This is a genomic window from Klebsiella sp. EMBS2024, from assembly GCF_036233805.1.
Classification (GTDB): domain Bacteria; phylum Pseudomonadota; class Gammaproteobacteria; order Enterobacterales; family Enterobacteriaceae; genus Klebsiella; species Klebsiella pneumoniae.
In genome coordinates, this window is the sequence record NZ_JAZARW010000001.1 from 3,835,904 (window position 1) to 3,860,279 (window position 24,376).

General features: G+C 59.4%; 23 protein-coding genes. 14 read left to right on the forward strand and 9 right to left on the reverse strand.

All coding sequences use genetic code 11. The features are described from left to right. The first annotated feature begins 625 nt into the window (after window positions 1-625). Window positions 626-853, forward strand: coding sequence for a hypothetical protein (locus tag VZP09_RS17460; RefSeq protein ID WP_009484811.1), 228 nt, complete (start codon window positions 626-628; stop codon window positions 851-853). A gap of 68 nt (window positions 854-921) precedes the next feature. Here VZP09_RS17460 and VZP09_RS17465 read toward each other — a convergent pair whose 3' ends face one another. Further along, window positions 922-1,287 (reverse strand): HdeA/HdeB family chaperone, encoded by a 366-nt coding sequence (locus tag VZP09_RS17465; RefSeq protein WP_165454583.1) that lies wholly within the window; start codon window positions 1,285-1,287, stop codon window positions 922-924. A gap of 301 nt (window positions 1,288-1,588) precedes the next feature. Here VZP09_RS17465 and evgA point away from each other — a divergent pair, with 301 nt between their 5' ends. Beyond that, window positions 1,589-2,203: an acid-sensing system DNA-binding response regulator EvgA gene (evgA, locus tag VZP09_RS17470; protein ID WP_004900721.1), complete on the forward strand. Its 615-nt coding sequence runs from the start codon at window positions 1,589-1,591 to the stop codon at window positions 2,201-2,203. A 4-nt stretch (window positions 2,204-2,207) separates the two neighbouring features. After that, the gene (locus tag VZP09_RS17475; RefSeq protein WP_087791886.1) at window positions 2,208-5,450 is read left to right on the forward strand and encodes an ATP-binding protein; all 3,243 of its coding nucleotides are present in this window, start codon (window positions 2,208-2,210) and stop codon (window positions 5,448-5,450) included. Window positions 5,451-5,540: 90 nt separating this feature from the next. On the opposite strand, the gene VZP09_RS17480 is transcribed toward VZP09_RS17475, so the two are convergent. Continuing rightward, a complete protein-coding gene (locus VZP09_RS17480) occupies window positions 5,541-6,203 on the reverse strand; it encodes a YfdX family protein (RefSeq protein ID WP_004144810.1) in 663 nt (220 codons plus the stop codon). Window positions 6,204-6,443: 240 nt separating this feature from the next. Between VZP09_RS17480 and VZP09_RS17485 the strand changes: the two genes are divergently transcribed. Further along, complete coding sequence (locus VZP09_RS17485; protein ID WP_004185750.1) at window positions 6,444-7,019, forward strand: HdeD family acid-resistance protein; 576 nt, start codon at window positions 6,444-6,446, stop codon at window positions 7,017-7,019. A gap of 26 nt (window positions 7,020-7,045) precedes the next feature. After that, on the forward strand, window positions 7,046-7,351 hold the full coding sequence (gene hdeB, locus VZP09_RS17490; RefSeq protein WP_002917655.1) for an acid-activated periplasmic chaperone HdeB: 306 nt from the start codon (window positions 7,046-7,048) through the stop codon (window positions 7,349-7,351). Window positions 7,352-7,402: 51 nt separating this feature from the next. Here the strand turns inward: hdeB and VZP09_RS17495 are convergent, their stop codons facing one another. The 5 genes from VZP09_RS17495 to VZP09_RS17515 are packed head-to-tail and all read right to left on the reverse strand — an operon-like array spanning window position 7,403 to window position 12,788. After that, window positions 7,403-8,206, reverse strand: coding sequence for an MIP/aquaporin family protein (locus tag VZP09_RS17495; protein WP_002917658.1), 804 nt, complete (start codon window positions 8,204-8,206; stop codon window positions 7,403-7,405). Between the two features lie 53 nt (window positions 8,207-8,259). Continuing rightward, window positions 8,260-10,083, reverse strand: a complete 1,824-nt coding sequence (locus VZP09_RS17500) for a diol dehydratase reactivase subunit alpha (RefSeq protein ID WP_004174234.1) — start codon at window positions 10,081-10,083, stop codon at window positions 8,260-8,262. A gap of 12 nt (window positions 10,084-10,095) precedes the next feature. Continuing rightward, window positions 10,096-10,521, reverse strand: coding sequence for a glycerol dehydratase small subunit DhaB3 (locus VZP09_RS17505; protein WP_002917670.1), 426 nt, complete (start codon window positions 10,519-10,521; stop codon window positions 10,096-10,098). Window positions 10,522-10,523: 2 nt separating this feature from the next. After that, a complete protein-coding gene (locus VZP09_RS17510; RefSeq protein ID WP_002917672.1) occupies window positions 10,524-11,108 on the reverse strand; it encodes a propanediol/glycerol family dehydratase medium subunit in 585 nt (194 codons plus the stop codon). Window positions 11,109-11,120: 12 nt separating this feature from the next. Continuing rightward, window positions 11,121-12,788: a propanediol/glycerol family dehydratase large subunit gene (locus VZP09_RS17515; protein ID WP_087791888.1), complete on the reverse strand. Its 1,668-nt coding sequence runs from the start codon at window positions 12,786-12,788 to the stop codon at window positions 11,121-11,123. A gap of 413 nt (window positions 12,789-13,201) precedes the next feature. On the opposite strand from VZP09_RS17515, the gene VZP09_RS17520 reads away from it, so the two are divergent. Genes VZP09_RS17520 through VZP09_RS17535 form a run of 4 tightly spaced genes read left to right on the forward strand, consistent with a single transcriptional unit; the run spans window position 13,202 to window position 15,720 of the window. Next, a complete protein-coding gene (locus tag VZP09_RS17520; protein WP_014599267.1) occupies window positions 13,202-13,630 on the forward strand; it encodes a GlcG/HbpS family heme-binding protein in 429 nt (142 codons plus the stop codon). 21 nt (window positions 13,631-13,651) lie between these two features. After that, on the forward strand, window positions 13,652-14,815 hold the full coding sequence (dhaT, locus tag VZP09_RS17525; RefSeq protein ID WP_004150927.1) for a 1,3-propanediol dehydrogenase: 1,164 nt from the start codon (window positions 13,652-13,654) through the stop codon (window positions 14,813-14,815). Between the two features lie 20 nt (window positions 14,816-14,835). Continuing rightward, the gene (locus VZP09_RS17530; RefSeq protein ID WP_002917678.1) at window positions 14,836-15,189 is read left to right on the forward strand and encodes a glycerol dehydratase reactivase beta/small subunit family protein; all 354 of its coding nucleotides are present in this window, start codon (window positions 14,836-14,838) and stop codon (window positions 15,187-15,189) included. Continuing rightward, the gene (locus VZP09_RS17535) at window positions 15,190-15,720 is read left to right on the forward strand and encodes a cob(I)yrinic acid a,c-diamide adenosyltransferase (RefSeq protein WP_002917679.1); all 531 of its coding nucleotides are present in this window, start codon (window positions 15,190-15,192) and stop codon (window positions 15,718-15,720) included. It abuts the gene before it with no gap. Here VZP09_RS17535 and dhaR read toward each other — a convergent pair. Continuing rightward, the gene (dhaR, locus tag VZP09_RS17540; RefSeq protein ID WP_002917680.1) at window positions 15,698-17,623 is read right to left on the reverse strand and encodes a dihydroxyacetone kinase operon transcriptional regulator DhaR; all 1,926 of its coding nucleotides are present in this window, start codon (window positions 17,621-17,623) and stop codon (window positions 15,698-15,700) included. The genes VZP09_RS17535 and dhaR overlap by 23 nt on opposite strands. Window positions 17,624-17,724: 101 nt before the next feature. Further along, on the reverse strand, window positions 17,725-18,822 hold the full coding sequence (locus tag VZP09_RS17545) for a glycerol dehydrogenase (protein ID WP_002917681.1): 1,098 nt from the start codon (window positions 18,820-18,822) through the stop codon (window positions 17,725-17,727). A 269-nt stretch (window positions 18,823-19,091) separates the two neighbouring features. Between VZP09_RS17545 and VZP09_RS17550 the strand changes: the two genes are divergently transcribed. From VZP09_RS17550 to VZP09_RS17570, 5 genes are all read left to right on the forward strand, one after another. After that, window positions 19,092-19,277: a hypothetical protein gene (locus VZP09_RS17550; RefSeq protein ID WP_328795308.1), complete on the forward strand. Its 186-nt coding sequence runs from the start codon at window positions 19,092-19,094 to the stop codon at window positions 19,275-19,277. A gap of 155 nt (window positions 19,278-19,432) precedes the next feature. Beyond that, a complete protein-coding gene (gene dhaK, locus VZP09_RS17555) occupies window positions 19,433-20,503 on the forward strand; it encodes a dihydroxyacetone kinase subunit DhaK (protein WP_040151427.1) in 1,071 nt (356 codons plus the stop codon). Window positions 20,504-20,513: 10 nt separating this feature from the next. After that, entirely contained in the window at window positions 20,514-21,146 is a 633-nt protein-coding gene (dhaL, locus tag VZP09_RS17560; protein WP_004181378.1) for a dihydroxyacetone kinase subunit DhaL, read from the forward strand. A 10-nt stretch (window positions 21,147-21,156) separates the two neighbouring features. Next, a complete protein-coding gene (dhaM, locus tag VZP09_RS17565; RefSeq protein ID WP_004174229.1) occupies window positions 21,157-22,578 on the forward strand; it encodes a dihydroxyacetone kinase phosphoryl donor subunit DhaM in 1,422 nt (473 codons plus the stop codon). A 75-nt stretch (window positions 22,579-22,653) separates the two neighbouring features. Further along, entirely contained in the window at window positions 22,654-24,303 is a 1,650-nt protein-coding gene (locus VZP09_RS17570) for a glycerone kinase (RefSeq protein ID WP_004150929.1), read from the forward strand. Window positions 24,304-24,376 lie beyond the last annotated feature (73 nt).

Here is a 24,376-nt window from a genome sequence, read left to right on the forward strand (position 1 = left end):
CTCATAATCGCTTGGTCGTTGGTTCAAACCCAACAGGGGCCACCAAATTTTAGATTNAAAATCATATAATTAAGCCACTCGAAAGAGTGGCTTTTTTGTTCCTGAATTTTAAAATGGCACCACAAACCGCTGAGCAGCGCGCATGGCTTAGCGTGTTGTCGCTATCCCATTAAGAGGATAAAAAGTCCGTTATAACGCAGGGAAAATTTGCGCTTACGCTAAAACAGATAGCATTCTGCCTTAGCAAAATATTGCTCAGAGCATTTCGGGCAGCCCATAACCGCCGCACTCCTGTTGACTTCTGTCTAACTACGCAACGTAGTCTTAAAATATCTTTCATTCCTGCAATGCTGGAATTCATACTACTCACGATAAATGTAACAACACAGGTCAATTTCCGAAAAATAACCATAGCCTGCGCCAGCTGATCGAAATCAACGCGTTCCTCCCCCCGCTCTTATATATAACCCGCTGACTTACAAAAAGGATGAAATGATGAAAATACGGGATATATCAATCAGTACCTGTCTGGCACTGTTATTAATGGGTTGCGTAGCTAAACCACCCATGGCGACGGAAAATGAAATAGGCCGCCGCGTTTGCTTTTAATGTCGATGCTTCGCAGGTGACAATTTCCGATGCGAGGCAGCAGGATGTGAAAACCAACTTTGTGGTCACCATCGGCAAAACCAGCCATCGCTGCTATGTGACGAAGGCCGCCGAGCCGAAGCTTTACGGGCTGATCCCGCTGGGCGGCGGTAGCACCGTCTCGGATGCCATCTGCGCAGGCGCCAACCCGACGCTAGCGAGCAAAACCTGCGACGCCCTGTCGCAAAAAGCGGGCCGCTGCTGAGCCTTTGCGCAGAAGAAGGCCGCTAACTGCGCATTTAGTCACTTTTTCTGCCGTTTTACCGCGGTCGCTTAGTTCAGCGACCGCACCTGCTGATAAGAATTGAGCCGTTCCCGCAGCGAGGTGAGCCAGACATCCGGCTCCTGACGGCAGATTTCGGTGAGGATCGGCGTCAGCACCAGCTCGGCTTCATGGAAGTCGGTCCACTCCGGCGGCTCCAGTGAAAAAGGATCGTTCATCAGCCAAATCACCATCGGCGTCCAGGCGCGCGGATCCAGTTGCAGATAATCCTGACAGCGCATCATATCTCGGGTCCGCGCCTCATCGGGGATGACATCCTTTCCCACCGCGGCGCTACTCATTGCCAGTACTGTTATTCCTGCCATCAGATGTTTCCAAACCCATTTTCGCCAGAAGGCGCGTTTTTCTTTCGCCATTGTTATTATTTTACCTGCCAGTTGTCGCCGGACGATATTCCCGAGAACTCACCTTAATAAGAGCAGATTAATCGTTTGCATTTTTTTTAACAGCAGACCGCGCTGAAGCAAGTGAACGCCCGTTCCTACAGCTGTCATCCAGCTATGCAAATATATTCGTCTGGCTCAGCTCCACAATATTTCCCTGGCCCAAAACGATTTGTGTTACAATTACGCCTTATAACGGCATCGATAAAAATAACCCCCGCCGCACCTGCACCAGGCATCGCCCTTCTTTTTTCATATCAGGATTTACGCCTCCATGAATGCGATAATCATTGACGATCATCCATTGGCACGTATCGCCATTCGCAACCTTCTCGACAGCAACGGTATTACCGTCGCGGCAGAGCTCGACAGCGGCGCTCATGCCGTGCAGACCGCGGAAAGCATGCAGCCTGACCTGCTCATCGTCGACGTCGATATTCCGGAGCTCAGCGGTATCGAGGTGCTGGAGCAGCTGCGCAAACGCCGCTACCAGGGAACAATCATCATCATTTCCGCTAAGAATGAACTGTTCTACGGCAAACGCAGCGCCGACTGCGGAGCAAATGGTTTTGTGAGTAAAAAAGAGGGAATGAATAATATCCTCGCCGCAATCGAGGCAGCCAATAATGGCTACAGCTATTTCCCCTTTTCACTGGAACGCTTCTGCACCCACGGCATCACCGATCAGGACCGGCTGGATACGCTGTCAACGCAGGAGATGAAGGTGTTCCGCTATATTCTCAGCGGCGTCGACTACACCACCATCGGCAGCAAAATGAACATCAGCAATAAAACGGTAAGTACCTATAAGGTCCGTCTGATGGATAAATTAGGCTGCAGCACCCTGCTTGAGCTATATGACTTTGCGCAACGCAATAAAATAGGGTGATGGCATGGCGGTTCGTCTTATTTTATCCGTCGTTGTCGGGCTGGCGCTGAGCCTCTCGCCTGCCGCGTATGCCATGAAACAGCTGGAGCTGAAGAGCCATTCTCATATCGCGGCGATCGATATCCCGCTTACCGGTAAGGAGAAAGCATGGCTGGCGGCGCAGCCGACGCTGACCGTCGGGACCTGGCTTCCCGAGAGGACGCCCATCGTCTATGACGGCGACGAGAAAAGTTATCAGGGCATTAACGCCGACTATCTGGCGCTGATGGCGCACAGCCTCGGATTGAAGGTGATTATCCGCCAGTATGACACCGAGCAGCAGGCGCTCACCGCCCTGGCCGACCGCCAGGTGGATACCCTGCTCACTCAGGTGGCGCACCGGGATGCGCTCGCCCCGGGCCTGGATCAATCCGCGCCGCTGCTTAAAACCTGGCCGACGCTGGTCACCTCGCTGAAATCCCCTCTGCCGCCGCTGACCACTGACCGCCGCGTCACGCTGGCCTGCACCCGCGATTGCGCTTTTTTCGATATTATTCAGCAGGCGTTTCCCAACGCCAAAATCACCCTTTATGATAGCGACTATCAGGCTCTCGCCTCGGTGGTCAGCGGCGAGAATCAGTATTTTATCGGCAACAACATCACCACTGGCCACTGCATCTCGAAATATTTCTCGCAATCGCTGGTTATCGCGCACTATTTTCGTCAGCAGGAGCAACACAACCGCTTTGTCACCCGTGACGATCGGCCAGAGCTGCATCAACTCTTCGACCGTTTTATCCATGCCGTCGACAGCGACACCGCGATGCGGATCATGCAAAACTGGCTCAACCGTGGCGATCTGTCGTTTCTCAATACCCCGCTTACCTTTAGCCCCGAAGAGCAGCGCTGGCTGCAGAAGCATCGTCGCGTCCGCCTGCTGGTGAACCCCTATTTTCCGCCATTTACCCTGGTGGATAACGAGGATGAACTACGCGGCATCATGGCCGATATGCTGAATATTGTCTCACTCCAGACCGGCCTGCAGTTTGACCCCATTCTGGTGCGCAACCGTCAGGCTCTGGCAAAGCGCATGGAAAAAGAGGACTGGGCGATCATGCCCGCCGCCACCCTGACCCCACAGCCGCAGGCCTACGTCACCCTCAGCGATCCGCTCATTAACGTGGCCTTTGTGCTGGTCGCCCGCGGCAGCGCCCCCGACCAGCATCTGCTGACGCGCTCGGCACGGATCGCCCTGCCGGTCGGGCCTATCGCCGCCCATGATCTGAAAGCGCGTTTTCCGCTGATTAACTGGGTGGAAACGGATAACGTTGGCGTCGCCATGAAGATGGTAGAGGAAGGCGAAGTGGATGCCGCCGTAGCCTCGGAGCTTTCCGCCCGCTATATGATCGACCACTACTATCCACAGGGTCTGCACTACACCCGCATTGATGGACTCCCCGTCGCGGCCATTCGGCTGGCCATCCCGCGCGATGAACCGGTGCTGGCCGCCATTCTTAACAAAGCGCTGCAGGTTATTCCGCCACGGGATATTCTGCAGATGACCGAGAAGTGGTCGAAAATCTCCAGTCAGCAAATAGAGAACTGGAGCCAGTACAGCCGCCAGTTTTACCAGCTGATCGCCTTTGCGCTGGTGCTGATCGCCATCAGCCTCGGCTGGGGACTCTCCCTGTGTCGGGAAGTGCGCAAACGTAAAGACTCCCAGCAGCGGCTCGAGGAGGAGCTGGCGCAGAAGGAGGCCCTCTCCTGTGCGCTAGAGCGCGAAAAAGACAAAGCGATTCAGGCGACAAAAGCCAAGAGCCGCTTTCTGGCCAGCATGAGCCACGAGCTGCGCACGCCGGTGAGCGCCATCGTCGGCTTTCTGGAGCTGCTGGCGAAACCTGAGCTGAACGTCGGCCAGCGTAAAGAGGCGATCGAGCTGGCGGGGTCGACGGCGCAAACCCTGCTGGGACTTATCGGCAATATTCTTGATATCGACAAGATTGAATCGGGAAAATACCAGGTTACCCCGCAGTGGAGCGATGTCGCACAGTTAGTGTCGCAGCAGTGTCATACCTTCGACGCGCTGGCGCAGCAAAAGGGCATCGATCTGCACTACCATAATGCGCTGCAGGAAGGGACCATGCTGTGGGTCGACCCGCAGGCGCTACGGCAAATCCTCAATAATCTCATCGGCAATGCGCTGAAGTTTACCGTCGAAGGCGCAATTCAGGTCTCCTGCCGGCTGACGCCGGCGAATGAGACACAGGGAGAGCTGGCCCTCATGGTTAGCGACAGCGGCTGCGGGATCAGTGAAGCAGAGCAGGCCACCCTCTTCCACCGCTATGCCCAGGCGCGCCAGGGACGACAGCAGACCGGCTCCGGACTGGGGCTGGTCATTTGCAAAGAGCTGGTTGCGCTGATGCAGGGTCGCCTGGAGATGGTCAGCCGTCCGGGCGTGGGGACCACTTTCACCATCACGCTGCCGGTCAAGGCGAGCCGCTGCGCGATCCACGCGCCGCAGGCGTCGCCCGCCAGACCGCAGGCTCTACCCGGGCTGGCGATACTGATAGCGGACGATCACCCCACCAACCGGCTACTGCTCAAGCGCCAGCTCAGCACTATCGGCTATAGCGTCGATGAAGCCTGCGACGGTGAAGAGGCAGAGAATAAGCTCGCCAGCAAACATTACGATCTGCTGATAACGGACCTCAATATGCCGAAGAAAGATGGCCTGGCGCTGGCGGCCTCGCTACGCCGTCGCTATCCGGGCCTGGTAATTTGGGGCGTGACTGCCAGCGCGCTGCCGCAGTCGCGGGAGGCGTGTCTGGCCAGCGGCATGAATATGTGTCTGTTTAAGCCGGTGTCGGTCCAGACGCTGAGTCATGAGCTCAGCCGTTTAGCGGTGGGCCGCGCATCACCTCACGCTACCCGGCACCTGAAGCTCAGCGTGCTGAGCGAGAATACGGGGGGAGACCAGGCGCTGATGAATGAGATGCTGGAGACGTTCCGCGATGCGTCGGCCGCGGATTTACAGGCTGCCGGACAGGCAATCGCCCGGCATGAGCCGCAGATCTTTCTGCGGGCGCTGCACCGTCTGCACGGTTCAGCACAAATTCTGGGGATTACTGCGCTACAACAACTGTGCGCCCCTTTTGAGGCAAAGCGGCCTGATTCGCTGACGCCGGCAAGCTGTCTGGAGGTGGTACAGCGCATCACCGGCGTCATGCGCGAGATCGATGGCGAAATCGACGCCCTGATCGGCCGCTAGCCGTTCCGCTCGGGCAGTCCGCCTGCCCGAGCGTTAAGGGGACATCCTTGTCAGTTTTTTCCTCTGCGCTCTCTCAGGGTGGAACAAGTATCAGTTGCCTGCCACCAGCATCTCGCTATCCACCACAATGCCCTCTTCAGCGCCCTTCAGCACCAGATTCGCTTCGTAATATTTACCGGCTTTCAGCAGTTCTTGCGCCTGCGCTACCGCCTTACGGGTCTGGTTAAGCGGCATCAGATACTGGTTCTCAATCACGCCAATACCGGCCAGGCGCAGGGTATCGATAGCCCCTTTCTGATCGCCTTTCGCCAGCTTTTCGTTGGCGGATTGGATAGCGCTCTCTTTTTCCGGCGTGGCCACATAGTCTTCAGACAGGGCGATAGAGGCGTTAATGATCACATAGCGATCGGCGATCATTTTGGCTTTAGCATCAGTTTTCACAAACTTCGCCCAGCTGGCATCATCGGCGGCCAGCAGCGCGGCGGCGTCGTCTGTCAGTTTTTTGGCGCTATCCGGCTGGCCATGGAACAGCGCCAGACGGGCGAACTGGATGTCGCGCATCGCATTCGCGCCCTGCACCGCCACCTGCAGCACATCGGCTGCTTCTTTCTGTACCTGCGTCGTGGCTGCCGCGGCTGGCGCTGCCGTCGCGCTATCTGTTGCCCATACCGGAGAGGTACTCATCATGGTTGCCAGCAGGCTCGCCAGAATGACTTTTTTCATCGTTGACTCCTGATTAAAATCGGTAAGCATCACCAAACGCAGCCAGCTTAAAAAATATCGCGGGCATTGAGAATCAGAGCCCGGAAGTAATATTGCGGGCCTGGTCTGACAGCTGTCAGACCAGGCGTATAAAGTGGCCTCGGCGCTCTTATTTACGCCTGCCGATCGCGCGGCCTACTATTTTCCTCAGACCTTTCTTTTGGCCCGCTGAATAAACCCTCACGCTTTTTATTCAGCGTCAGGCCGCCAACCGGGATCTGCGGAGCAATTATGTTTATGTTTAGCCATTACACCTTAAATGCGTTTAGCCCACGCGTCTTCATTCGATATAAACGGCATGCCTGCCTGATGGCGGTATTGCTGTTTATCTGCGGAGCCTGTTGTCTGGCCTGGCCGTTGGTCGCCGGCTGGTATCTCGCCACAGTAACCGGCATGTTATTGATGATCTGCGGCTTCTATTCGCTGTACAGCCTGATTGTCTTCCGCCAGCAGCACTGGAAATCACGCCTGGTGGCGCTGATCTTCGCCATCGCCTGGATCGTGCTCGGCCTGAGCTTTGTCGTCAATCCCCTCAACGGTATGAGCAGTCTGGCCATTTTATTTGGCTTTTTATTTGTTCTCGGCGGTATTTCCCGCATCGTTAACGGATGTCAAACCCGCAAACAAAGCGGCGCTGGCTGGAATATTTTTATCGGCCTGTTGGATTTACTTATCGCCTGCCTGTGGCTGGCCATGAACCCGCAGCAAAGCTGGTTATTTATTACCGCCTTTATCGGCGTTGAAATGATATTTAGCGCCATCGGCTTGTTGGTCCTGCGCAATAAAATGAAGCACGCTGAGGCTTAAGCCCTATTTTGTCACTGGAGAAGAAAATGAATTTACCTAAAGCACTCGTATTGACCGTGGCGGCTACCACATTCTGTCTGATGACCAGCCCGGCGTTCGCGGTTGAGGAAACCACGCCGCAGAATATGACCTGTCAGGAATTTATGGATATGAACCCAAAAAGCATGACCCCGGTGGCCTTCTGGGTAGTGAATCGCAACACCGACTTTAGCGGCGGCGACTATGTTGACTGGCATGAAGTCGAGACCGTTTCGGTACCGAAAATGCTGCAGGAGTGCCACAAGAACCCCGCCGCTAAACTTGGCGATCTCAGCGCGGTCATCAAAAAATAACCCCCCCGGCATCAGGCCGGGGAAACCCGCCGCGCTGCGGCGGGTCCCGCTTTACTCATCGATACCGCATTCGCACGGCAGATGGCGGCCGATAAGCTTGCGATACAAAAACGCCCCGATAATCGCCCCCACCACCGGCGCCAGCAGCGGCACCAGAAAGTAAGGGATCGCTAGGCCACCGGTAAAAGCGATCGAGCCCCACCCGGCCAGACTGGTAAACAGTTTTGGGCCGAAGTCGCGCGCCGGATTCAGCGCAAAGCCGGTTAGCGGCCCCATCGACGCGCCGATCACGGCGATCAGCAAGCCAATCAGCAACGGCGCCAGCGGCCCGCGCGGAATTCCGTTGCCGTCGTCGGTCAGGGCCATGATCATCGCCATCAGGATTGCCGTGATAGTGGTCTCCACGGCAAACGCTTGTATAAAAGTGATATGTGGATGCGGGTACGTGGAAAAGACCCCGGCCAGGTTAAGACTGGCGGCAGTGCCGCGCACGATATGCTGACTCTGTTCAAGATCGAGAAACAGCTGGCGATAGAGCCCATACACCAGCGCGGCGGCGCAGAAGGCCCCGGCCGTCTGGGCAACAATAAACGGCAGCACCTTGCGGCGTTCAAAACAGGCGAACAGCCACAGGGCAATGGTCACCGCCGGATTAAGGTGCGCGCCGGAGACACCGGCCGTCAGGTAGATGGCCATGGCGACGCCAAGGCCCCAGATAATACTGATCTCCCACTGACCAAAGCTGGCCCCGGCGACCCGCAGCGCAGCGACGCAGCCCGCGCCGAAGAAAATGAGCAATCCGGTGCCAAGAAACTCGGCCACGCACTGCCCGGTTAAGGTAGAAGTCTGGTTCATTATCGGCATCCTGAAATAGCACGTTAAAGAGAGAGGCTGGCGCGAGCGCCCGTTTAATTCGCCTGACCGGCCAGTAGCAGCCCGGTGGCGACCGCATTGCGCGGCCCTTCTGTTCCCCGAATATTGCCCTGCCCGGCGACCACGCCATAGTGCGACAAGGCTTCCGTGATAAGCTGCGGGATCTCAAAGTCCAGCGATGAGCCGCCCACCAGCACCACAAAGGCGATATCGCGAATGGAACCGCCGGGTGAGACCTGGCGCAGCGCGCGCAGGCAGTTGGTGACAAACACTTTCTCTTTCGCCTGCCGGCGCACGAGACGAATTTTTTCCAGCGGGCTGGCGTTATCGATCGGCACCAGTTCGCCCTCCTTGATGTACACCACTTTGGCGAACACCGCCGGGCTGAGGGCTTCCCGAAAGAACTCCACCGCGCCATTCTCGTGACGAATACTGAACAGGCTTTCCACTTTGGCCAGCGGGTATTTTTTTATTGCTTCCGCCAGCGAAAGATCCTCGAGGCCCAGCTCGGTTTTAATCAACAGGCTGACCATATTCCCCGCCCCGGCGAGATGGACCGCCGTTATCTGCCCCTCCGCGTTGACGATCGCCGCATCCGTCGAGCCGGCGCCGAGATCGAGGATCGCCAGCGGCGCCGCACAGCCGGGAGTGGTTAACGCCCCGGCGATGGCCATGTTGGCCTCCACGCCGCCCACCACCACCTCGGTCTGCAGTCGGGCGCTCAGTTCGCGGGCGATAACCTGCATTTGCAGACGATCCGCTTTCACCATCGCCGCCATCCCGACGGCATTCTCCATGGCGCACTCGCCGGCCATCCCGCCCTGCACCTTGCGCGGAATAAACGTATCCACCGCCAGCAGATCCTGGATGTATATCGCGCTCATCTCATGGTCGGTCAGGGACGCCATTACCTTGCGCACCCGCTCAAGCATGCCGCCGGCGTGAGTGCCCGGTTCGCCGCGGATGTCGCGTACCGGAGCACAGGCGCTCATCGCCTGCATGATGGCTTCCGCGCCCTCGGCGACATCGGCCTCTCCGCGGCGCTTTTCGCCGCTAATGTAGAGGTTGCCCGCCGGGATCACCCGCGACTGCACGTCCCCCTGCGGGGTCTTGAGCACCACCGCGGAACGGTTGCCAATCAGGGCGCGGGCGATGGGGACGATGGCCTGGGTCTCTTCCGGGCTTAGCCCGAAGAAGGTGGCGATCCCGTAGGGATTCGACAGGATCCGCACCACCTGGCCCGGCGCGGCCACTTCCACCGCCGCCATCACCCCCTCGGGGACCTGCTCCAGCAGCGTCACTTCATCCACCACCGGCAGGGTTTTACGCAGGCGGTTGTTCACCAGCACGCCGTCGTCCTTTTTGAGGATCGCCGCCACCACGTTGATCCCCCGGTCGAGCGCCTCATTGAGCCACCACACGGCGTCAAGGAAATCGACGGCGTCGTCAATCAGTACGATCCACCCCTCGGCATACTGCGCCGCCGGCAGCGTCGCCAGCCGCCCGAGGGCGATAGTCGTCCCCACGCCAACGCCCACCCCGCCCGGCGTCTGCGGGTTATGACCGATCATGGTCGATTCGGTGATAATGGTCTCGGTGATGGTCTCCATCGCCACATCGCCAATCACCGGCGCGGCTTCGTTAAGATAGATGCGAGAGACATCGCTCATCGACCACGGTGTTTTCGCCAGGGCCTGCTCCAGCGCGGCGAGGGTCCCGGCGATATTGTCCCGCGTCCCTTTCATGCCCGTCGTCGCAACGATCCCGCTGGCAACAAACGCCCTCGCCTGCGGGTCGTCGGACGCCAGCGCCACCTCGGTGGTGGCGTTGCCGATATCAATCCCGGCTATTAACGGCATGCTGACCTCCGCTTAGCTTCCTTTACGCAGCTTATGCCGCTGCTGATACACTTCCGCCGACTCCCGGACAAAGGCGGCATTCACTGTCGCATGCCAGGTGTGCTCCAGCTCGTCGGCGATCGCCAGCAGCTCCGCCTGTGAGGAGCGGAACGGGCGCAGCGCGTTATAGATAGCCAGAATGCGCTCGTCAGGAATGGCGATAAGCTCCGCCGCGCGGCGGAAATTGCGCGCCACCGCATGGCGCTGCATCTGCTCGGCAATCTGCGCCTGGTACTCAAGGGTCTGGCGGGAGATCCGCACATCCTGCGGGCCCACCTCGCCAGAGAGCACCTTCTCGAGGGTAATATCGGTCAATGGTTTGCCGGTAGGCGTCAGGATATGCTCCGGGCAGCGGGTGGCTAACGGATAATCCTGCACGCGCATGGTTTTCTCGCTCATGGTCACTCCCTTACTAAGTCGACGTGCAGGGTGACGGGCTCGGCGTCCTGCACCACATGTTTGGTCTCTTTGATATGAAATAGCGCGGCTTTGGCCATAAATTTCGGCCGCACCATCTGGTCGTTCACCACCGGCACCGGCGAAGGTGACTCTTTGCGCGCATAGCGCGCGGCGTTTTTGCCAATCTGCCGGTAGGTCTCCAGCGTCAGCAGCGGCGCCTGGGAGAACAGCTCCAGGTTGCTGAGCGGCAGCAGATCGCGCTGATGGATGACCGTGGTCCCCTTCGACTGGATACCGATGCCGATCCCCGAGCCGCTCAGGTTGGCCGCATCCCAGGCCATAAAGGAGACGTCGGACGTGCGCAGAATGCGCACCACCCGGGCGTGAAGCCCCTCTTCTTCCACCCCGGCAATCAGCTCTTTGAGGATCGCGCCATGGGGCATATCGATCAGAGTGTGATGCTGGTGTTTATCGAAGGCAGGGCCGACGCCGATCACCACTTCATCGGCACGTTCATCGGCAGAAGCCACCCCGCCCTCGCGGGTTTTCAGGGTAAAAGAGGGCTGAATTTGGGTTGTCTGTTGCACAGGAATACCGCCTTATTCAATGGTGTCAGGCTGAACCACGCCCGGAATATTTTTGATCTCCGCCCAGCGTTCGGCAGAGATGCGATAGCCGGTGCCCGGCCCCTGATAGTCATTGATGTCGTTGACCGCACTCACCACCTCGAACTGCCGATCGAGAATGGCCGAGGTCTGCAGGTAATCGCCGGTGACCCGCTGGCGCAGCATATTGAGAATATTGCTGGCGATATCCTCAAAGCCGCTGCGGCTCAGCGCGCCGACAATATCGAGGCCGGTGATGTTGCGCTTCATCATCTCTTCCACCGCACTCAGATCCTCCACCACGTTACGCGGCGGCATCTCGTTGCTACCGTGCGCGTAGGTGGCGGCCTCCACCTCCTCGTCGGCGATTGGCGGCAGCCCCAGTTCGCGGAAAACCGCCTGGATCGCCCGCGCCGCTTTCTGGCGAATGGCAATGGTTTCCGCCTCGGTCACCGGACGCAGGCCGCCGTCAACCATCAGGTCACGCTGCAGGATGTTGTAATCATCAAAATCTTCCGCATCGAAGTTCGAGCCGGCGAACATGTTGTCGTAGTTCGGCACCGCGCTGTAGCCGGAGAAAATAAAGTCGGTGCCCGGCAGCATCTGCATCAGGGTGCGCGCGGTACGGCGAATATCCGAGTGGGAGAAAGTCTGGTCGTTGGCGGACGCCACTTCGAGGTCGAGCATAGAGGCGATCAGGTTTTCCGCCAGCACCGCCCGAATGCCCGACGGCACAGCGCCGGTCATGCCGATACAGCTCACTGCGCCGTTTTGCAGCCCCTGAACCCCGGCGCCTTTGGTAATGAAGATGCAGCGCGATTCGAGGTAGAGCATCGACTTGCTCTCCGAATAGCCCATCAGCGCTTCGGATCCGGTGCCGGAGGTGTAGCGCATTTTCAACCCGCGGGAGGCGTAGGCCGAGGCGAGGAACGCCTTTGACCACGGCGTATCATCGCCGTCGGTAAATACCGCTTCAGTGCCGTAGACCGACACCGTCTCGGCGTAGCTGGTTAAGCCACGCATGCCCAGCTCCAGCTCGGTGGCCTCTTCCACCGAGCACTGCGTCAACACGCCGGGACGGCCGCACTGCGAGCCGACCAACAGCGCCAGGGCGTTAAACGGCGCATAGCGCGCGATACCGACCGTGGTCTCCTGTTCTGAGAAGCCGCGGCTCCCGGCCTCGGCGGCGTCAGCGGCAATCTGCACCGGATTATCTTTGAGATTGGTGACGTGGCACTGGTTGGAGGGGGTCCGGCGGGCACGCATCTTCTGCAGCGCCATCATCATCTCCACCACGTTCATCTGCGCCATCACCTCGACCGCTTTGGCCGGCGTGATGGCGGTAGTGATGGCAATGATCTCCTCCCGGCTGACGTGAATATCCACCAGCATGCGGGCTATTTCCACCGCCTCCAGGCGCATTGCCTGCTCTGTGCGCTCAACGTTGATCGCGTAATCGGCGATAAACCGGTCGATCATGTCAAACTGGTCCCGGCGTTTGCCGTCCAGCTCGACGATCAGACCGTTGTCCACTTTTACTGAAGAGACCGGGTCAAAGGGGCTGTCCATGGCGATCAGCCCCTCTTCAGGCCACTCGCCAATCAGCCCGTCCTGATTGACGGGGCGCTGGGCCAGTACTGCAAATCGTTTTGATCTTTTCATTGTTCATCGGCTCAAAAGGTGAAATCCGCAGACGGTAGCGAATACGCCGGGCCAGCGTCGTTGCCGCCCGGCCATTACCGGCAATAGCGGAACTTTAAATGAGCCAGTGGTGAAAAAAATAAATTTAATTTCGTTTCAATTTGGCACACGAAATCTACCGACAGTTTCACTATGAAACTTTACTCCGCCGGCAAAAATAAAAAATGTGATCGCCCGCAATGATATAAATCAATTAATAAAAAACGCCCTTAATTACGTTTTGCCGACGCTATTTTAACCCTATTGACTAAATCATGGCGGGCGACAAAATAACGCTGACAAAAATAAAGCAAGCCAACCGAATGGTAATAGTTTTTTACTATCGCCCCCTACTGACTATTCGCGCCAGCGTTACCCTGGTGCGGGAGAGAATGATGAACAAGAGCCAACAAGTTCAGACAATCACCCTGGCCGCCGCCCAGCAAATGGCGGCGGCGGTGGAAAAAAAAGCCACTGAGATCAACGTGGCGGTGGTGTTTTCCGTAGTTGACCGCGGAGGCAACACGCTGCTTATCCAGCGGATGGACGAGGCCTTCGTCTCCAGCTGCGATATTTCCCTGAATAAAGCCTGGAGCGCCTGCAGCCTGAAGCAAGGTACCCATGAAATTACGCCAGCGGTCCAGCCAGGACAATCTCTGTACGGTCTGCAGCTTACCAACCAACAGCGAATTATTATTTTTGGCGGCGGCCTGCCAGTTATTTTTAATGAGCAGGTAATTGGCGCCGTCGGCGTTAGCGGCGGTACGGTCGAGCAGGATCAATTATTAGCCCAGTGCGCCCTGGATTGTTTTTCCGCATTATAACCTGAAGCGAGAAGGTATATTATGAGCTATCGTATGTTTGATTATCTGGTGCCAAACGTTAACTTTTTTGGCCCCAACGCCATTTCCGTAGTCGGCGAACGCTGCCAGCTGCTGGGGGGGAAAAAAGCCCTGCTGGTCACCGACAAAGGCCTGCGGGCAATTAAAGATGGCGCGGTGGACAAAACCCTGCATTATCTGCGGGAGGCCGGGATCGAGGTGGCGATCTTTGACGGCGTCGAGCCGAACCCGAAAGACACCAACGTGCGCGACGGCCTCGCCGTGTTTCGCCGCGAACAGTGCGACATCATCGTCACCGTGGGCGGCGGCAGCCCGCACGATTGCGGCAAAGGCATCGGCATCGCCGCCACCCATGAGGGCGATCTGTACCAGTATGCCGGAATCGAGACCCTGACCAACCCGCTGCCGCCTATCGTCGCGGTCAATACCACCGCCGGCACCGCCAGCGAGGTCACCCGCCACTGCGTCCTGACCAACACCGAAACCAAAGTGAAGTTTGTGATCGTCAGCTGGCGCAACCTGCCGTCGGTCTCTATCAACGATCCGCTGCTGATGATCGGTAAACCGGCCGCCCTGACCGCGGCGACCGGGATGGATGCCCTGACCCACGCCGTAGAGGCCTATATCTCCAAAGACGCTAACCCGGTGACGGACGCCGCCGCCATGCAGGCGATCCGCCTCATCGCCCGCAACCTGCGCCAGGCCGTGGCCCTCGGCAGCAATCTGCAGGCGCGGGAAAACATGGCCTATGCCTCTCTGCTGGCCGGGATGGCTTTCAATAACGCCAACCTCGGCTACGTGCACGCCATGGCGCACCAGCTGGGCGGCCTGTACGACATGCCGCACGGCGTGGCCAACGCTGTCCTGCTGCCGCATGTGGCGCGCTACAACCTGATCGCCAACCCGGAGAAATTCGCCGATATCGCTGAACTGATGGGCGAAAATATCACCGGACTGTCCACTCTCGACGCGGCGGAAAAAGCCATCGCCGCTATCACGCGTCTGTCGATGGATATCGGTATTCCGCAGCATCTGCGCGATCTGGGGGTAAAAGAGGCCGACTTCCCCTACATGGCGGAGATGGCTCTGAAAGACGGCAATGCGTTCTCGAACCCGCGTAAAGGCAACGAGCAGGAGATTGCCGCGATTTTCCGCCAGGCATTCTGAGTGTTAACGAGGGGGCCGTCATGTCGCTTTCACCGCCAGGCGTACGCCTGTTTTACGATCCGCGCGGGCACCATGCCGGCGCCATCAATGAGCTGTGCTGGGGGCTGGAGGAGCAGGGGGTCCCCTGCCAGACCATAACCTATGACGGAGGCGGTGACGCCGCTGCGCTGGGCGCCCTGGCGGCCAGAAGCTCGCCCCTGCGGGTGGGTATCGGGCTCAGCGCGTCCGGCGAGATAGCCCTCACTCATGCCCAGCTGCCGGCGGACGCGCCGCTGGCTACCGGACACGTCACCGATAGCGACGATCATCTGCGTACGCTCGGCGCCAACGCCGGGCAGCTGGTTAAAGTCCTGCCGTTAAGTGAGAGAAACTGAATGTATCGTATCTATACCCGCACCGGGGATAAAGGCACCACCGCCCTGTACGGCGGCAGCCGCATCGAGAAAGACCATATTCGCGTCGAGGCCTACGGCACCGTCGATGAACTGATATCCCAACTGGGCGTCTGCTACGCCACGACCCGCGACGCCGGGCTGCGGGAAAGCCTGCACCATATTCAGCAGACGCTGTTCGTGCTGGGGGCTGAACTGGCCAGCGATGCGCGGGGCCTGACCCGCCTGAGCCAGACGATCGGCGAAGAGGAGATCACCGCCCTGGAGCGGCTTATCGACCGCAATATGGCCGAGAGCGGCCCGTTAAAACAGTTCGTGATCCCGGGGAGGAATCTCGCCTCTGCCCAGCTGCACGTGGCGCGCACCCAGTCCCGTCGGCTCGAACGCCTGCTGACGGCCATGGACCGCGCGCATCCGCTGCGCGACGCGCTCAAACGCTACAGCAATCGCCTGTCGGATGCCCTGTTCTCCATGGCGCGAATCGAAGAGACTAGGCCTGATGCTTGCGCTTGAACTGGCTGGCGTCAATATCGTACTGCTTCATTTTGCGCCACAGGGTGGTGCGGCCGATATTGAGCAGCTGCGACATCTCCTGCACCCGCCCGCTGGTCACCCGGGCGGCGTGAATAATAGCTTCCTTTTCGATGGCGCTAAAAGTCAGGCTGGCCGGCAGCAGCGATGACGCGCTATCCCCGCCCGGCCGCTCGGAAAAGAGATATTCCGGCAGATTACTCAGGCGAATGTGGCCGTTGTCGCTGCTGATGGCGATATTCTCAATGACGCTGTTGAGCTCAAAATCATTCCCCGGCCACGAGTAGGCCACCAGCTGCGCCAGCGCGTCATCGTCCACTTTCAGTCGCGAAGAGAAACGCTTCTCCAGGCTCTTCAACCGGTTATGCACCAGCGACGGAATACTGTTGCGTCGGGCGCGCAGCGGCGGGATGACGATCTCAAAGGAGTGCAGCGCATAGTACAGCTGGCGGCTAAAGCGGTTCTGTTCCACCAGATTGGCCAGATCGACGGTGGTGGTGGCAATCACCTTCACATCCACCGGGATCAGGCGCCGGGCGTCGAGGCGGGTGAGCACGCCCTGCTTAATTACCTGCAGCAGGGCCGACTGCAGTTCCGGCGCCAGATACTCGATCTTTTCCAGAAACAGGGTGCCGCCGTTGGCTAGCTCAAGGCGGCTCAGGCGGCCATTTTCATCGTCGGTAGGGGCGCTGCCCATAAAATCCTGGCCCAGCACGCTGTCGGCATACAGCTGGCAATTGACGGCGATATAGGGGCCGCCCGCCCGTTCGCTTTCATTGTGGATAGCCTGGCTCAGCAGCTCTTTCCCAACCCCCTCTTCGCCGCACAGCAGCACCGGGAAGCCACCGCGCGCCGCCTGGCGGCCAAAGTGGATCAGGCGTCGGGTTTCCGGATCGTCGGCAGACATCTGCTCAAAGGTGTGGCTCACTTTACCGAGCTGGCTGGTCATCAGCTGCCGCATCTGCTCCACCGGGTGCAGCAGCAGAATAAAACTGTTGCCTTGCGCCTCGACAATCGGTTTTAAGGTGATCACCGCATCGACAAACTGATGCTGACTTTCAAAGGTGACTTCGACGTGATTCAGGCCACGGGCGTGTTTGATGGCGCGGCGCAGCAGCGCCGGGAGGGTCACCAGATCGGCGATATTTTTCCCCTGGCTGGCCTGAGCATCAAGATGCAGCAGTCTCGCCGCCTGAACATTGAGAAACTGCAGCACGCCCTGTTCGTTCCACGCCATCACCCCATCGTCCATGCTCTCCAGCAGGCCGTACATCTGATTGAGGTGGCGGTTGGATTCCGCCAGCAGGCTGTCGGTGAGCAGGGAGTTACCCACCTCGCGGGCGATGGCCAGCGTCAGGGAGAGGTCGGCGCTGGACTGGTGCTCGACCAGACAGCAAAGCGAGATAGAGCCGAACAGCCGCCCGTGGTTATCAAACACCGGCGTCGAGCAAAAACTCCATGGCTGTAGCGCCTGCTTAAAATGCCGATCGCCGGCGGTGTTGATCGGCTGGCCCTGCATCGCGGCCAGCGACAGCGCGCAGGTGCCGATAATGCTCTCCGCACAATAGCTGCCGTCGCGAAATCCCAGGGCAGCCAGCTGGGCCAGGGTTTGCGGCTCGCCGCAACGGCTGAGGATGCAGGCGGACTCATCAAGAATAAACAGCGCGCAGGGGCGGCCGTCCATAAACTCCCAGGCGTCTTCCAGCGCCGCCTGGCCGATGGTGAGCAGCGCGGTTTTACGCCGACAGATGGAGTCGAAGGTCAGGCCCTGGGCCTGATGCGGCGTTTGCCAGGTTTCGCGCTGCATAAACTTGCTGCAGCGGTGCCATGACTGGGCAATGACGGAAGAGACCGCCTTCCCGGTATCCTGAGTCTGAACAGTCATATCCTTTTCCGCGTTGTACCATAGAGAACCCCTCCGGCAGCGACTGCCGGAGGGGAGAAAGAAAAACCGCTGACCTGGGCCAGCGGTTTAGCCACCGCGAATTAACGCGCCAGCCACTGCTGGCCTAACAGATCGGCGGTGAGGATAGCGGCATGGACGCTCTCCGGGGTCACCGCAAACGGCATATTATGGATGGTTTCCCCTTCCGCGCAGGTAGCTTTCGCCACCGCGGCGATTTTCTCGTCGATCCCCTCTTTGACGCCCATCTGCGCGAGCGTCACCGGCAGGCCGACGCGCTGGCAGAAGCCCAGCACCGTTTCAATCTCGTCCATCGGGCTGTTCTGCAGCACCAGCTGCGCCAGGGTACCGAAGGCCACTTTCTCACCGTGATACAGGTGATGGCACTCTTCAAGAATGGTGAAACCGTTGTGGATTGCATGGGCAGCGGCCAGGCCACTGCTTTCAAAGCCAATGCCGCTGAGGTAAGTGTTCGCCTCGATGATGCGCTCCAGCGCTTCGGTCACTACCCCGGCCTGCGCCGCCAGACGGGCCTTTTCGCCCTCCGCCAGCAGCGTATCATAGCACAGGCGGGCGAGGCTCAGCGCCGCCTCGGTGGACTGTCCTCCGGCCATGCTGGTGGCGCGCGCATCGTAGCAAGCTTTAGCCTCGAACCAGGTGGAGAGCGCATCGCCCATGCCGGAGACCAGCAGGCGTACCGGCGCTTTGGCGATAATCGCCGTGTCCATCACCACCATATCCGGGTTTTTCGGATAGATCAGATACTCTTCAAACTCGCCCGCTTCGGTGTAGATCACCGACAGCGCGCTGGTCGGCGCATCGGTCGAGGCGATGGTCGGGATCACCACCACCGGCAGCTTCTGGTAGTAACCGATCGCCTTCGCGGTATCGAGGGTTTTACCACCGCCGATCCCGACCACGCCGCGGCAGCCCTGTTTTTGCAAAATCGCCATCAGACGGTTGATTTCCGCATGGCTGCATTCGCCGTTAAACCGTTCCGCATGGCAGCGAATATCGTGGCTCTGCAGGCCATTCACCACTTTCTCTCCTGCCAGCTTCATTACGAAATCGTCGGCGATGACGAAGAAGCTCTCCGCCAGGTTTTTGGCATATTGACCGAACAGAACAGCAGCATCAGGACCCTGAAGATATTTGGCTGGAGATTGAATAACTTTTAGCATTCCTTTCACCCTCAAATAAGTGCGCATGTAGACATGATGAGCCCTGGCGTTATCCGCGCCGGCCAGTGAAGCGCGGCCTGAACGGAGCGTACCGGAGCAGTGCGATCACTGTAGGGCCGGCAGGGAACAAAAAAATCTTTCGCCTTTTTGTTCTGATATGAAACACAGGTTAATTTTTTACGTTCCATATTGGAACAAAAAACCCTAGTCTCTGTCAGGATTGCGATCCCGATCCGCTCCTTTGCCGCATAATGCCCTTACAATCCTCCGTGTTTGACCGCCTTTTCTCCCGCAGTCGGCAGAAAATCAGCAAAAANTTTTTTCCCACCCGCTTCGCCGGCTATCCTGACCGCCGCTTATGGCAGAAGAAAAAAAGCGCGCCAGCTCGCATTTTCACCATATCCTCAGCAAAAACGTTCCATAAAGAAACAAAATCAGGAAGCAATGTTTCGTAATGAAACCCGATCGTCGGGGCATTCTTTTTTTCGTCCGCTCAGCCAGAATCATCATATCGCCAGGCACGCTCCACCGTCAGACGATACCCCTACGCGATGACTGCCTCCGCCAGCAGAGAGGCGGCATCGAACCTTCTCCAACGGAGCACTGAATAATGAAAAAGCTGATTAACCGTGTTGAAGATGTACTGAATGAACAATTACAGGGGCTGGCTAAAGCCCATCCGCAGCTGACCCTGCATCAGGACCCGCTGTATGTGACCCGCACCGACGCGCCGGTGGCTGGCAAGGTGGCCCTGCTCTCCGGCGGCGGCAGCGGACATGAACCGATGCACTGCGGCTATATCGGCCAGGGCATGCTCTCCGGCGCCTGTCCGGGGGAAATCTTCACCTCGCCGACGCCGGACAAAATGTTTGAATGCGCGATGCAAATTGACGGCGGCGAAGGCGTCTTGCTAATTATCAAAAACTATACCGGCGACATCCTGAATTTTGAGACCGCCACCGAGCTGCTGCATGAGAGCGGCATTAAAGTCACCACCGTGGTGGTCGACGACGACGTGGCGGTGAAAGACAGCCTCTATACCGCCGGTCGTCGCGGCGTCGCCAACACCGTACTGATCGAAAAACTGGTCGGCGCCGCCGCCGAGCGCGGCGACTCGCTGGAAGCCTGCGCTGAACTGGGCCGCCGCCTGAACAATCTCGGCCACTCGATTGGTATCGCCCTCGGCGCCTGCACCGTACCGGCTGCCGGGCAGCCCTCCTTTACGCTGAAAGATGACGAGATGGAGTTCGGCGTCGGCATTCACGGCGAGCCGGGCATCGACCGCCGCCGCTTCAGCTCGCTGGACCAAACCGTCGATGAGATGTTCGATACCCTGCTGGAAAACGGCGCTTACAGCCGCACGCTGCGCCAGTGGGATACCGTCAAGGGCGCGTGGCAGGAAGTGCAGCAGAGCAAAAACGCGCTGCAAAACGGCGACCGGGTTATCGCGCTGGTTAATAACCTCGGCGCCACTCCGCTTTCCGAACTGTATGGCGTGTATAACCGCCTTGCCCAGCGCTGCGAAGCGTCCGGCATCATCATCGAACGCAACCTCATCGGCAGCTACTGTACTTCGCTGGATATGGCGGGCTTCTCCATCACTCTGCTGAAAGTGGATGACGAGACGCTGACGCTATGGGACGCCCCGGTTCACACCCCGGCGCTGAACTGGGGAAACTAAGGAGCACGACATGTCACTGAACAGAACGCAAATCGTCGACTGGCTGTACCGCTGCGGCGATATTTTCACCAAAGAGAGCGATTTTCTCACCGGCCTCGATAAAGAGATTGGCGACGCCGACCACGGTCTCAATATGCACCGCGGTTTCAGTAAAGTGGTCGAAAAGCTGCCGTCGATTGCCGATAAAGATATTGGCTTTATCCTCAAAAACACCGGCATGACGCTGCTCTCCAACGTCGGCGGCGCCAGCGGCCCGCTGTTCGGCACCTTCTTCATTCGCGCCGCGCAGGTGACCCAGGCCCACCAGAGCCTGACGCTCGACGAGCTGTACCTGATGATCCGCGAAGGTGCGGACGGTGTCGTCAACCGCGGCAAAGCGGAGCCAGGGGATAAAACCATGTGCGACGTCTGGCTGCCGGTGGTGGACTCCCTGCGCCAGTCCAGCGAGCAGCACCTGTCGATCGCCGCCGCGCTGGATGCCGCCTGCGAAGTGGCCGAGCGTGCGGCCCACGCCACCATCACTATGCAGGCGCGTAAAGGCCGCGCCAGCTATCTCGGCGAGCGCAGCATCGGACATCAGGATCCCGGCGCGACCTCGGTGCTGTTTATGGTTCAGATGCTGGCCGCCGCCGCCAAAGAGTAAGGAAATCGCGATGGTAAACCTGGTTATTGTTTCTCATAGCGCCCGGCTGGGCGAAGGTGTCGGAGAACTGGCCCGGCAGATGTTAATCAACGATGGCTGCAAACTGGCGATCGCCGCCGGGATCGACGATCCCGACAGCCCGATCGGCACCGATCCGCTTAAAGTCATGGAGGCGATCGAATCCGTGGCCGATACCGATCACGTGCTGGTGATGATGGATATCGGCAGCGCATTGCTCAGCGCCGAAACCGCCCTCGATCTGCTCGATCCGGCGATTGCCGCGAAGGTGCGACTGTGCGCCGCGCCGCTGGTGGAAGGGACGCTGGCGGCCACCGTCAGCGCTGCCTCCGGCGCCGGGATCGACAAGGTGATCGCCGACGCCATGAGCGCCCTGGAGGCCAAGCGGGTTCAGCTGGGTTTACCTTCGCCAACTTCTGACGCCGCGCCGGCGCCGATGCTTGCCGACGACGGCGACACAAAATCGGTGTCAGTCATTATTAACAATCATAACGGCCTGCACGTGCGTCCGGCGTCGAAGCTGGTCGCCGCGCTGGCGGGCTTTAACGCCGATCTGCTGCTGGAGAAAAACGGGAAGTGCGTCAAACCGGACAGCCTCAACCAAATCGCGCTATTGCAGGTCCGCCGCAACGATAAGCTGCGCCTGCTGGCCCGCGGTCCGGATGCCGACGCGGCGCTGGCGGCGTTTCAGGCGCTGGCCGCCGATAACTTCGGTGAATCGCCTGCGGCGCAACCGGCAGCGGCTCCGGCAACGCCCGAGCGCGTCGAAGGCGCTGCCCTGCGCTATCCGCTGGCCCTGATCCAGCCGCTCCGCCCGGCTGCCGCCGATGCCGCCCGCGAGCAGCAGCGCCTGCGCCAGGCCATTGACCAGACGCTGGCGGATCTTATCGCCCTGACCGAGCTGGCGGAAAATAAATTTCACGCCGATATCGCGGCGATCTTCGCCGGGCACCACACCCTGCTCGACGATGACGATCTGTTTGATGCCGCCAACGATCGTCTGCTCACCGAACAATGCACGGCGGAATGGGCATGGCATCAGGTGTTGATGGAGCTCAGCCAGCAGTATCGCCAGCTGGATGACCCCTACCTGCAGGCGCGCTATATCGATATCGAAGATATTTTGCAGCGCACCCTGCGCCATCTGCAGGGCGTTCAGGAGAGAGTGCCGACGCCCGGCGAGCCAACAATTATTATTGCCGACAACATTTATCCCTCAACCGTCTTACAGCTGGATGCCAGCTTCGTTAAAGGCCTGTGCCTGCGCGATGGCAGCGAACAGGCTCACGGCGCGATTATCGCCCGCGCGGCGGGGATCGCCTGGCTGAGCCAGCAGGGCGAGGCGCTGAACAGCGTGCAGCCCGGCGAGACTATCGTGCTCGATATGCGCCACCAGCGCCTTATCCGTGACTAAAATTCACGTTGACCGTTACCGCTCCGGGGGCCTGCCTCCGGAGGGTGAGTTTTCGCTTACTCTTCAGGAACCACTATGTCTCAATTCTTTTTTAACCAGCGCGCCAGCCTCGTCAACGATGTGATTGAGGGTACCATTATCGCCAGCCCGTGGAATAACCTCGCCCGTCTGGAGAGCGACCCGGCGATCCGGGTGGTGGTCCGTCGCGATCTGAATAAAAACAACGTGGCGGTGATCTCCGGCGGCGGCGCCGGCCATGAACCGGCGCACGTCGGCTTTATTGGTAAAGGCATGCTGACCGCCGCGGTCTGCGGCGATCTGTTCGCCTCGCCGAGCGTCGACGCGGTGCTCACCGCCATTCAGGCAGTGACCGGCGAGGCGGGCTGCCTGCTGATCGTCAAAAACTACACCGGCGATCGGCTTAACTTCGGTCTGGCGGCGGAGAAAGCGCGCCGACTCGGCTACAACGTGGAGATGCTGATCGTCGGCGACGATATTTCGCTGCCGGATAACAAACAGCCGCGCGGCATCGCCGGGACCATTCTGGTGCATAAAGTGGCGGGCTATTTCGCCGAGCGCGGCTTCAACCTCGCCACCGTCCTGCGTGAAGCGCAATACGCCGCCAGCCATACCGCCAGCATCGGGGTGGCGCTGGCCAGCTGCCACCTGCCGCAGGAAGCCGACAGCGCGCCGCGCCATCAGGCCGGTCACGCCGAGCTGGGAATGGGCATCCACGGTGAGCCGGGCGCCTCGACGATCGCCACGCAAAACAGTGCAGAAATCGTTAACCTGATGGTGGAAAAACTGACCGCCGCCCTACCGGAAACCGGCCGCCTGGCGGTGATGCTCAATAACCTCGGCGGCGTGTCGGTGGCTGAGATGGCGATTCTGACCCGCGAGCTGGCCAACACCCCGCTGCAGGCGCGCATTGACTGGTTAATAGGCCCGGCCTCGCTGGTGACGGCGCTGGATATGAAAGGCTTCTCGCTGACCACCATCGTGCTGGAGGAGAGTATTGAGAAAGCGCTGCTTTCGGATGTGGAAACCGCCAGCTGGCAGAAGCCGGTGCAGCCGCGGACTATCAACGTCGTGCCGTCCACCCTCGACAGCGCCCGGGTGGATTTTACGCCCTCGGCCAACCCACAGGTGGGCGATTACGTGGCGCAGGTGACCGGCGCCCTCATCGATCTTGAAGAACATCTCAACGCGCTGGATGCCAAAGTAGGCGACGGCGATACCGGCTCCACCTTCGCCGCCGGGGCGCGCGAAATTGCCGAGCGGCTCGAGCGTCAGCAGCTGCCCCTGAACGATCTGCCAACGCTCTTCGCGCTGATCGGCGAACGCCTGACGGTGGTGATGGGCGGCTCCAGCGGGGTATTGATGTCTATCTTCTTCACCGCTGCCGGGCAGAAGCTGGGGCAAGGCGCCAGCGTGGCCGAGGCGCTGAACGCCGGTCTGGAACAGATGAAGTTTTACGGCGGCGCCGATGAGGGAGACCGGACGATGATCGACGCTCTGCAGCCGGCCCTGGCGGCGCTGCTGGCCGAACCGGAGAATCTGCAGGCCGCTTTCGCCGCGGCGCAGGCCGGGGCGGATCGCACCTGCCAGTCAAGCAAAGCCGGCGCCGGACGCGCGTCCTATCTCAACAGCGATAGCCTGCTCGGCAACATGGACCCCGGCGCCCACGCGGTGGCGATGGTGTTTAAGGCGCTGGCGGAACGCTAAGCCTTCCCCGGTGGCGCTGCGCTTACCGGGGCGACGTAACACCGCCGAATAGCAGGTCGGGTAAGGCGTAAGC

What these genes read in the sequence shown, in the direction of transcription:
- hdeB (WP_002917655.1), top strand. Translation starts at nt 7,046, where the DNA reads ATGAATTTACCTAAAGCACTCGTATTGACCGTGGCGGCTACCACATTC.
- VZP09_RS17500 (WP_004174234.1), bottom strand. Translation starts at nt 10,083, where the DNA reads ATGCCGTTAATAGCCGGGATTGATATCGGCAACGCCACCACCGAGGTG.
- VZP09_RS17465 (WP_165454583.1), bottom strand. Translation starts at nt 1,287, where the DNA reads ATGGCGAAAGAAAAACGCGCCTTCTGGCGAAAATGGGTTTGGAAACAT.
- dhaM (WP_004174229.1), top strand. Translation starts at nt 21,157, where the DNA reads ATGGTAAACCTGGTTATTGTTTCTCATAGCGCCCGGCTGGGCGAAGGT.
- VZP09_RS17570 (WP_004150929.1), top strand. Translation starts at nt 22,654, where the DNA reads ATGTCTCAATTCTTTTTTAACCAGCGCGCCAGCCTCGTCAACGATGTG.
- VZP09_RS17485 (WP_004185750.1), top strand. Translation starts at nt 6,444, where the DNA reads ATGTTTATGTTTAGCCATTACACCTTAAATGCGTTTAGCCCACGCGTC.
- VZP09_RS17520 (WP_014599267.1), top strand. Translation starts at nt 13,202, where the DNA reads ATGAACAAGAGCCAACAAGTTCAGACAATCACCCTGGCCGCCGCCCAG.
- VZP09_RS17515 (WP_087791888.1), bottom strand. Translation starts at nt 12,788, where the DNA reads ATGAAAAGATCAAAACGATTTGCAGTACTGGCCCAGCGCCCCGTCAAT.
- VZP09_RS17545 (WP_002917681.1), bottom strand. Translation starts at nt 18,822, where the DNA reads ATGCTAAAAGTTATTCAATCTCCAGCCAAATATCTTCAGGGTCCTGAT.
- VZP09_RS17505 (WP_002917670.1), bottom strand. Translation starts at nt 10,521, where the DNA reads ATGAGCGAGAAAACCATGCGCGTGCAGGATTATCCGTTAGCCACCCGC.
- dhaT (WP_004150927.1), top strand. Translation starts at nt 13,652, where the DNA reads ATGAGCTATCGTATGTTTGATTATCTGGTGCCAAACGTTAACTTTTTT.
- dhaR (WP_002917680.1), bottom strand. Translation starts at nt 17,623, where the DNA reads ATGACTGTTCAGACTCAGGATACCGGGAAGGCGGTCTCTTCCGTCATT.
- VZP09_RS17495 (WP_002917658.1), bottom strand. Translation starts at nt 8,206, where the DNA reads ATGAACCAGACTTCTACCTTAACCGGGCAGTGCGTGGCCGAGTTTCTT.
- dhaK (WP_040151427.1), top strand. Translation starts at nt 19,433, where the DNA reads ATGAAAAAGCTGATTAACCGTGTTGAAGATGTACTGAATGAACAATTA.
- VZP09_RS17480 (WP_004144810.1), bottom strand. Translation starts at nt 6,203, where the DNA reads ATGCTTACCGATTTTAATCAGGAGTCAACGATGAAAAAAGTCATTCTG.
- VZP09_RS17530 (WP_002917678.1), top strand. Translation starts at nt 14,836, where the DNA reads ATGTCGCTTTCACCGCCAGGCGTACGCCTGTTTTACGATCCGCGCGGG.
- VZP09_RS17535 (WP_002917679.1), top strand. Translation starts at nt 15,190, where the DNA reads ATGTATCGTATCTATACCCGCACCGGGGATAAAGGCACCACCGCCCTG.
- evgA (WP_004900721.1), top strand. Translation starts at nt 1,589, where the DNA reads ATGAATGCGATAATCATTGACGATCATCCATTGGCACGTATCGCCATT.
- dhaL (WP_004181378.1), top strand. Translation starts at nt 20,514, where the DNA reads ATGTCACTGAACAGAACGCAAATCGTCGACTGGCTGTACCGCTGCGGC.
- VZP09_RS17475 (WP_087791886.1), top strand. Translation starts at nt 2,208, where the DNA reads ATGGCGGTTCGTCTTATTTTATCCGTCGTTGTCGGGCTGGCGCTGAGC.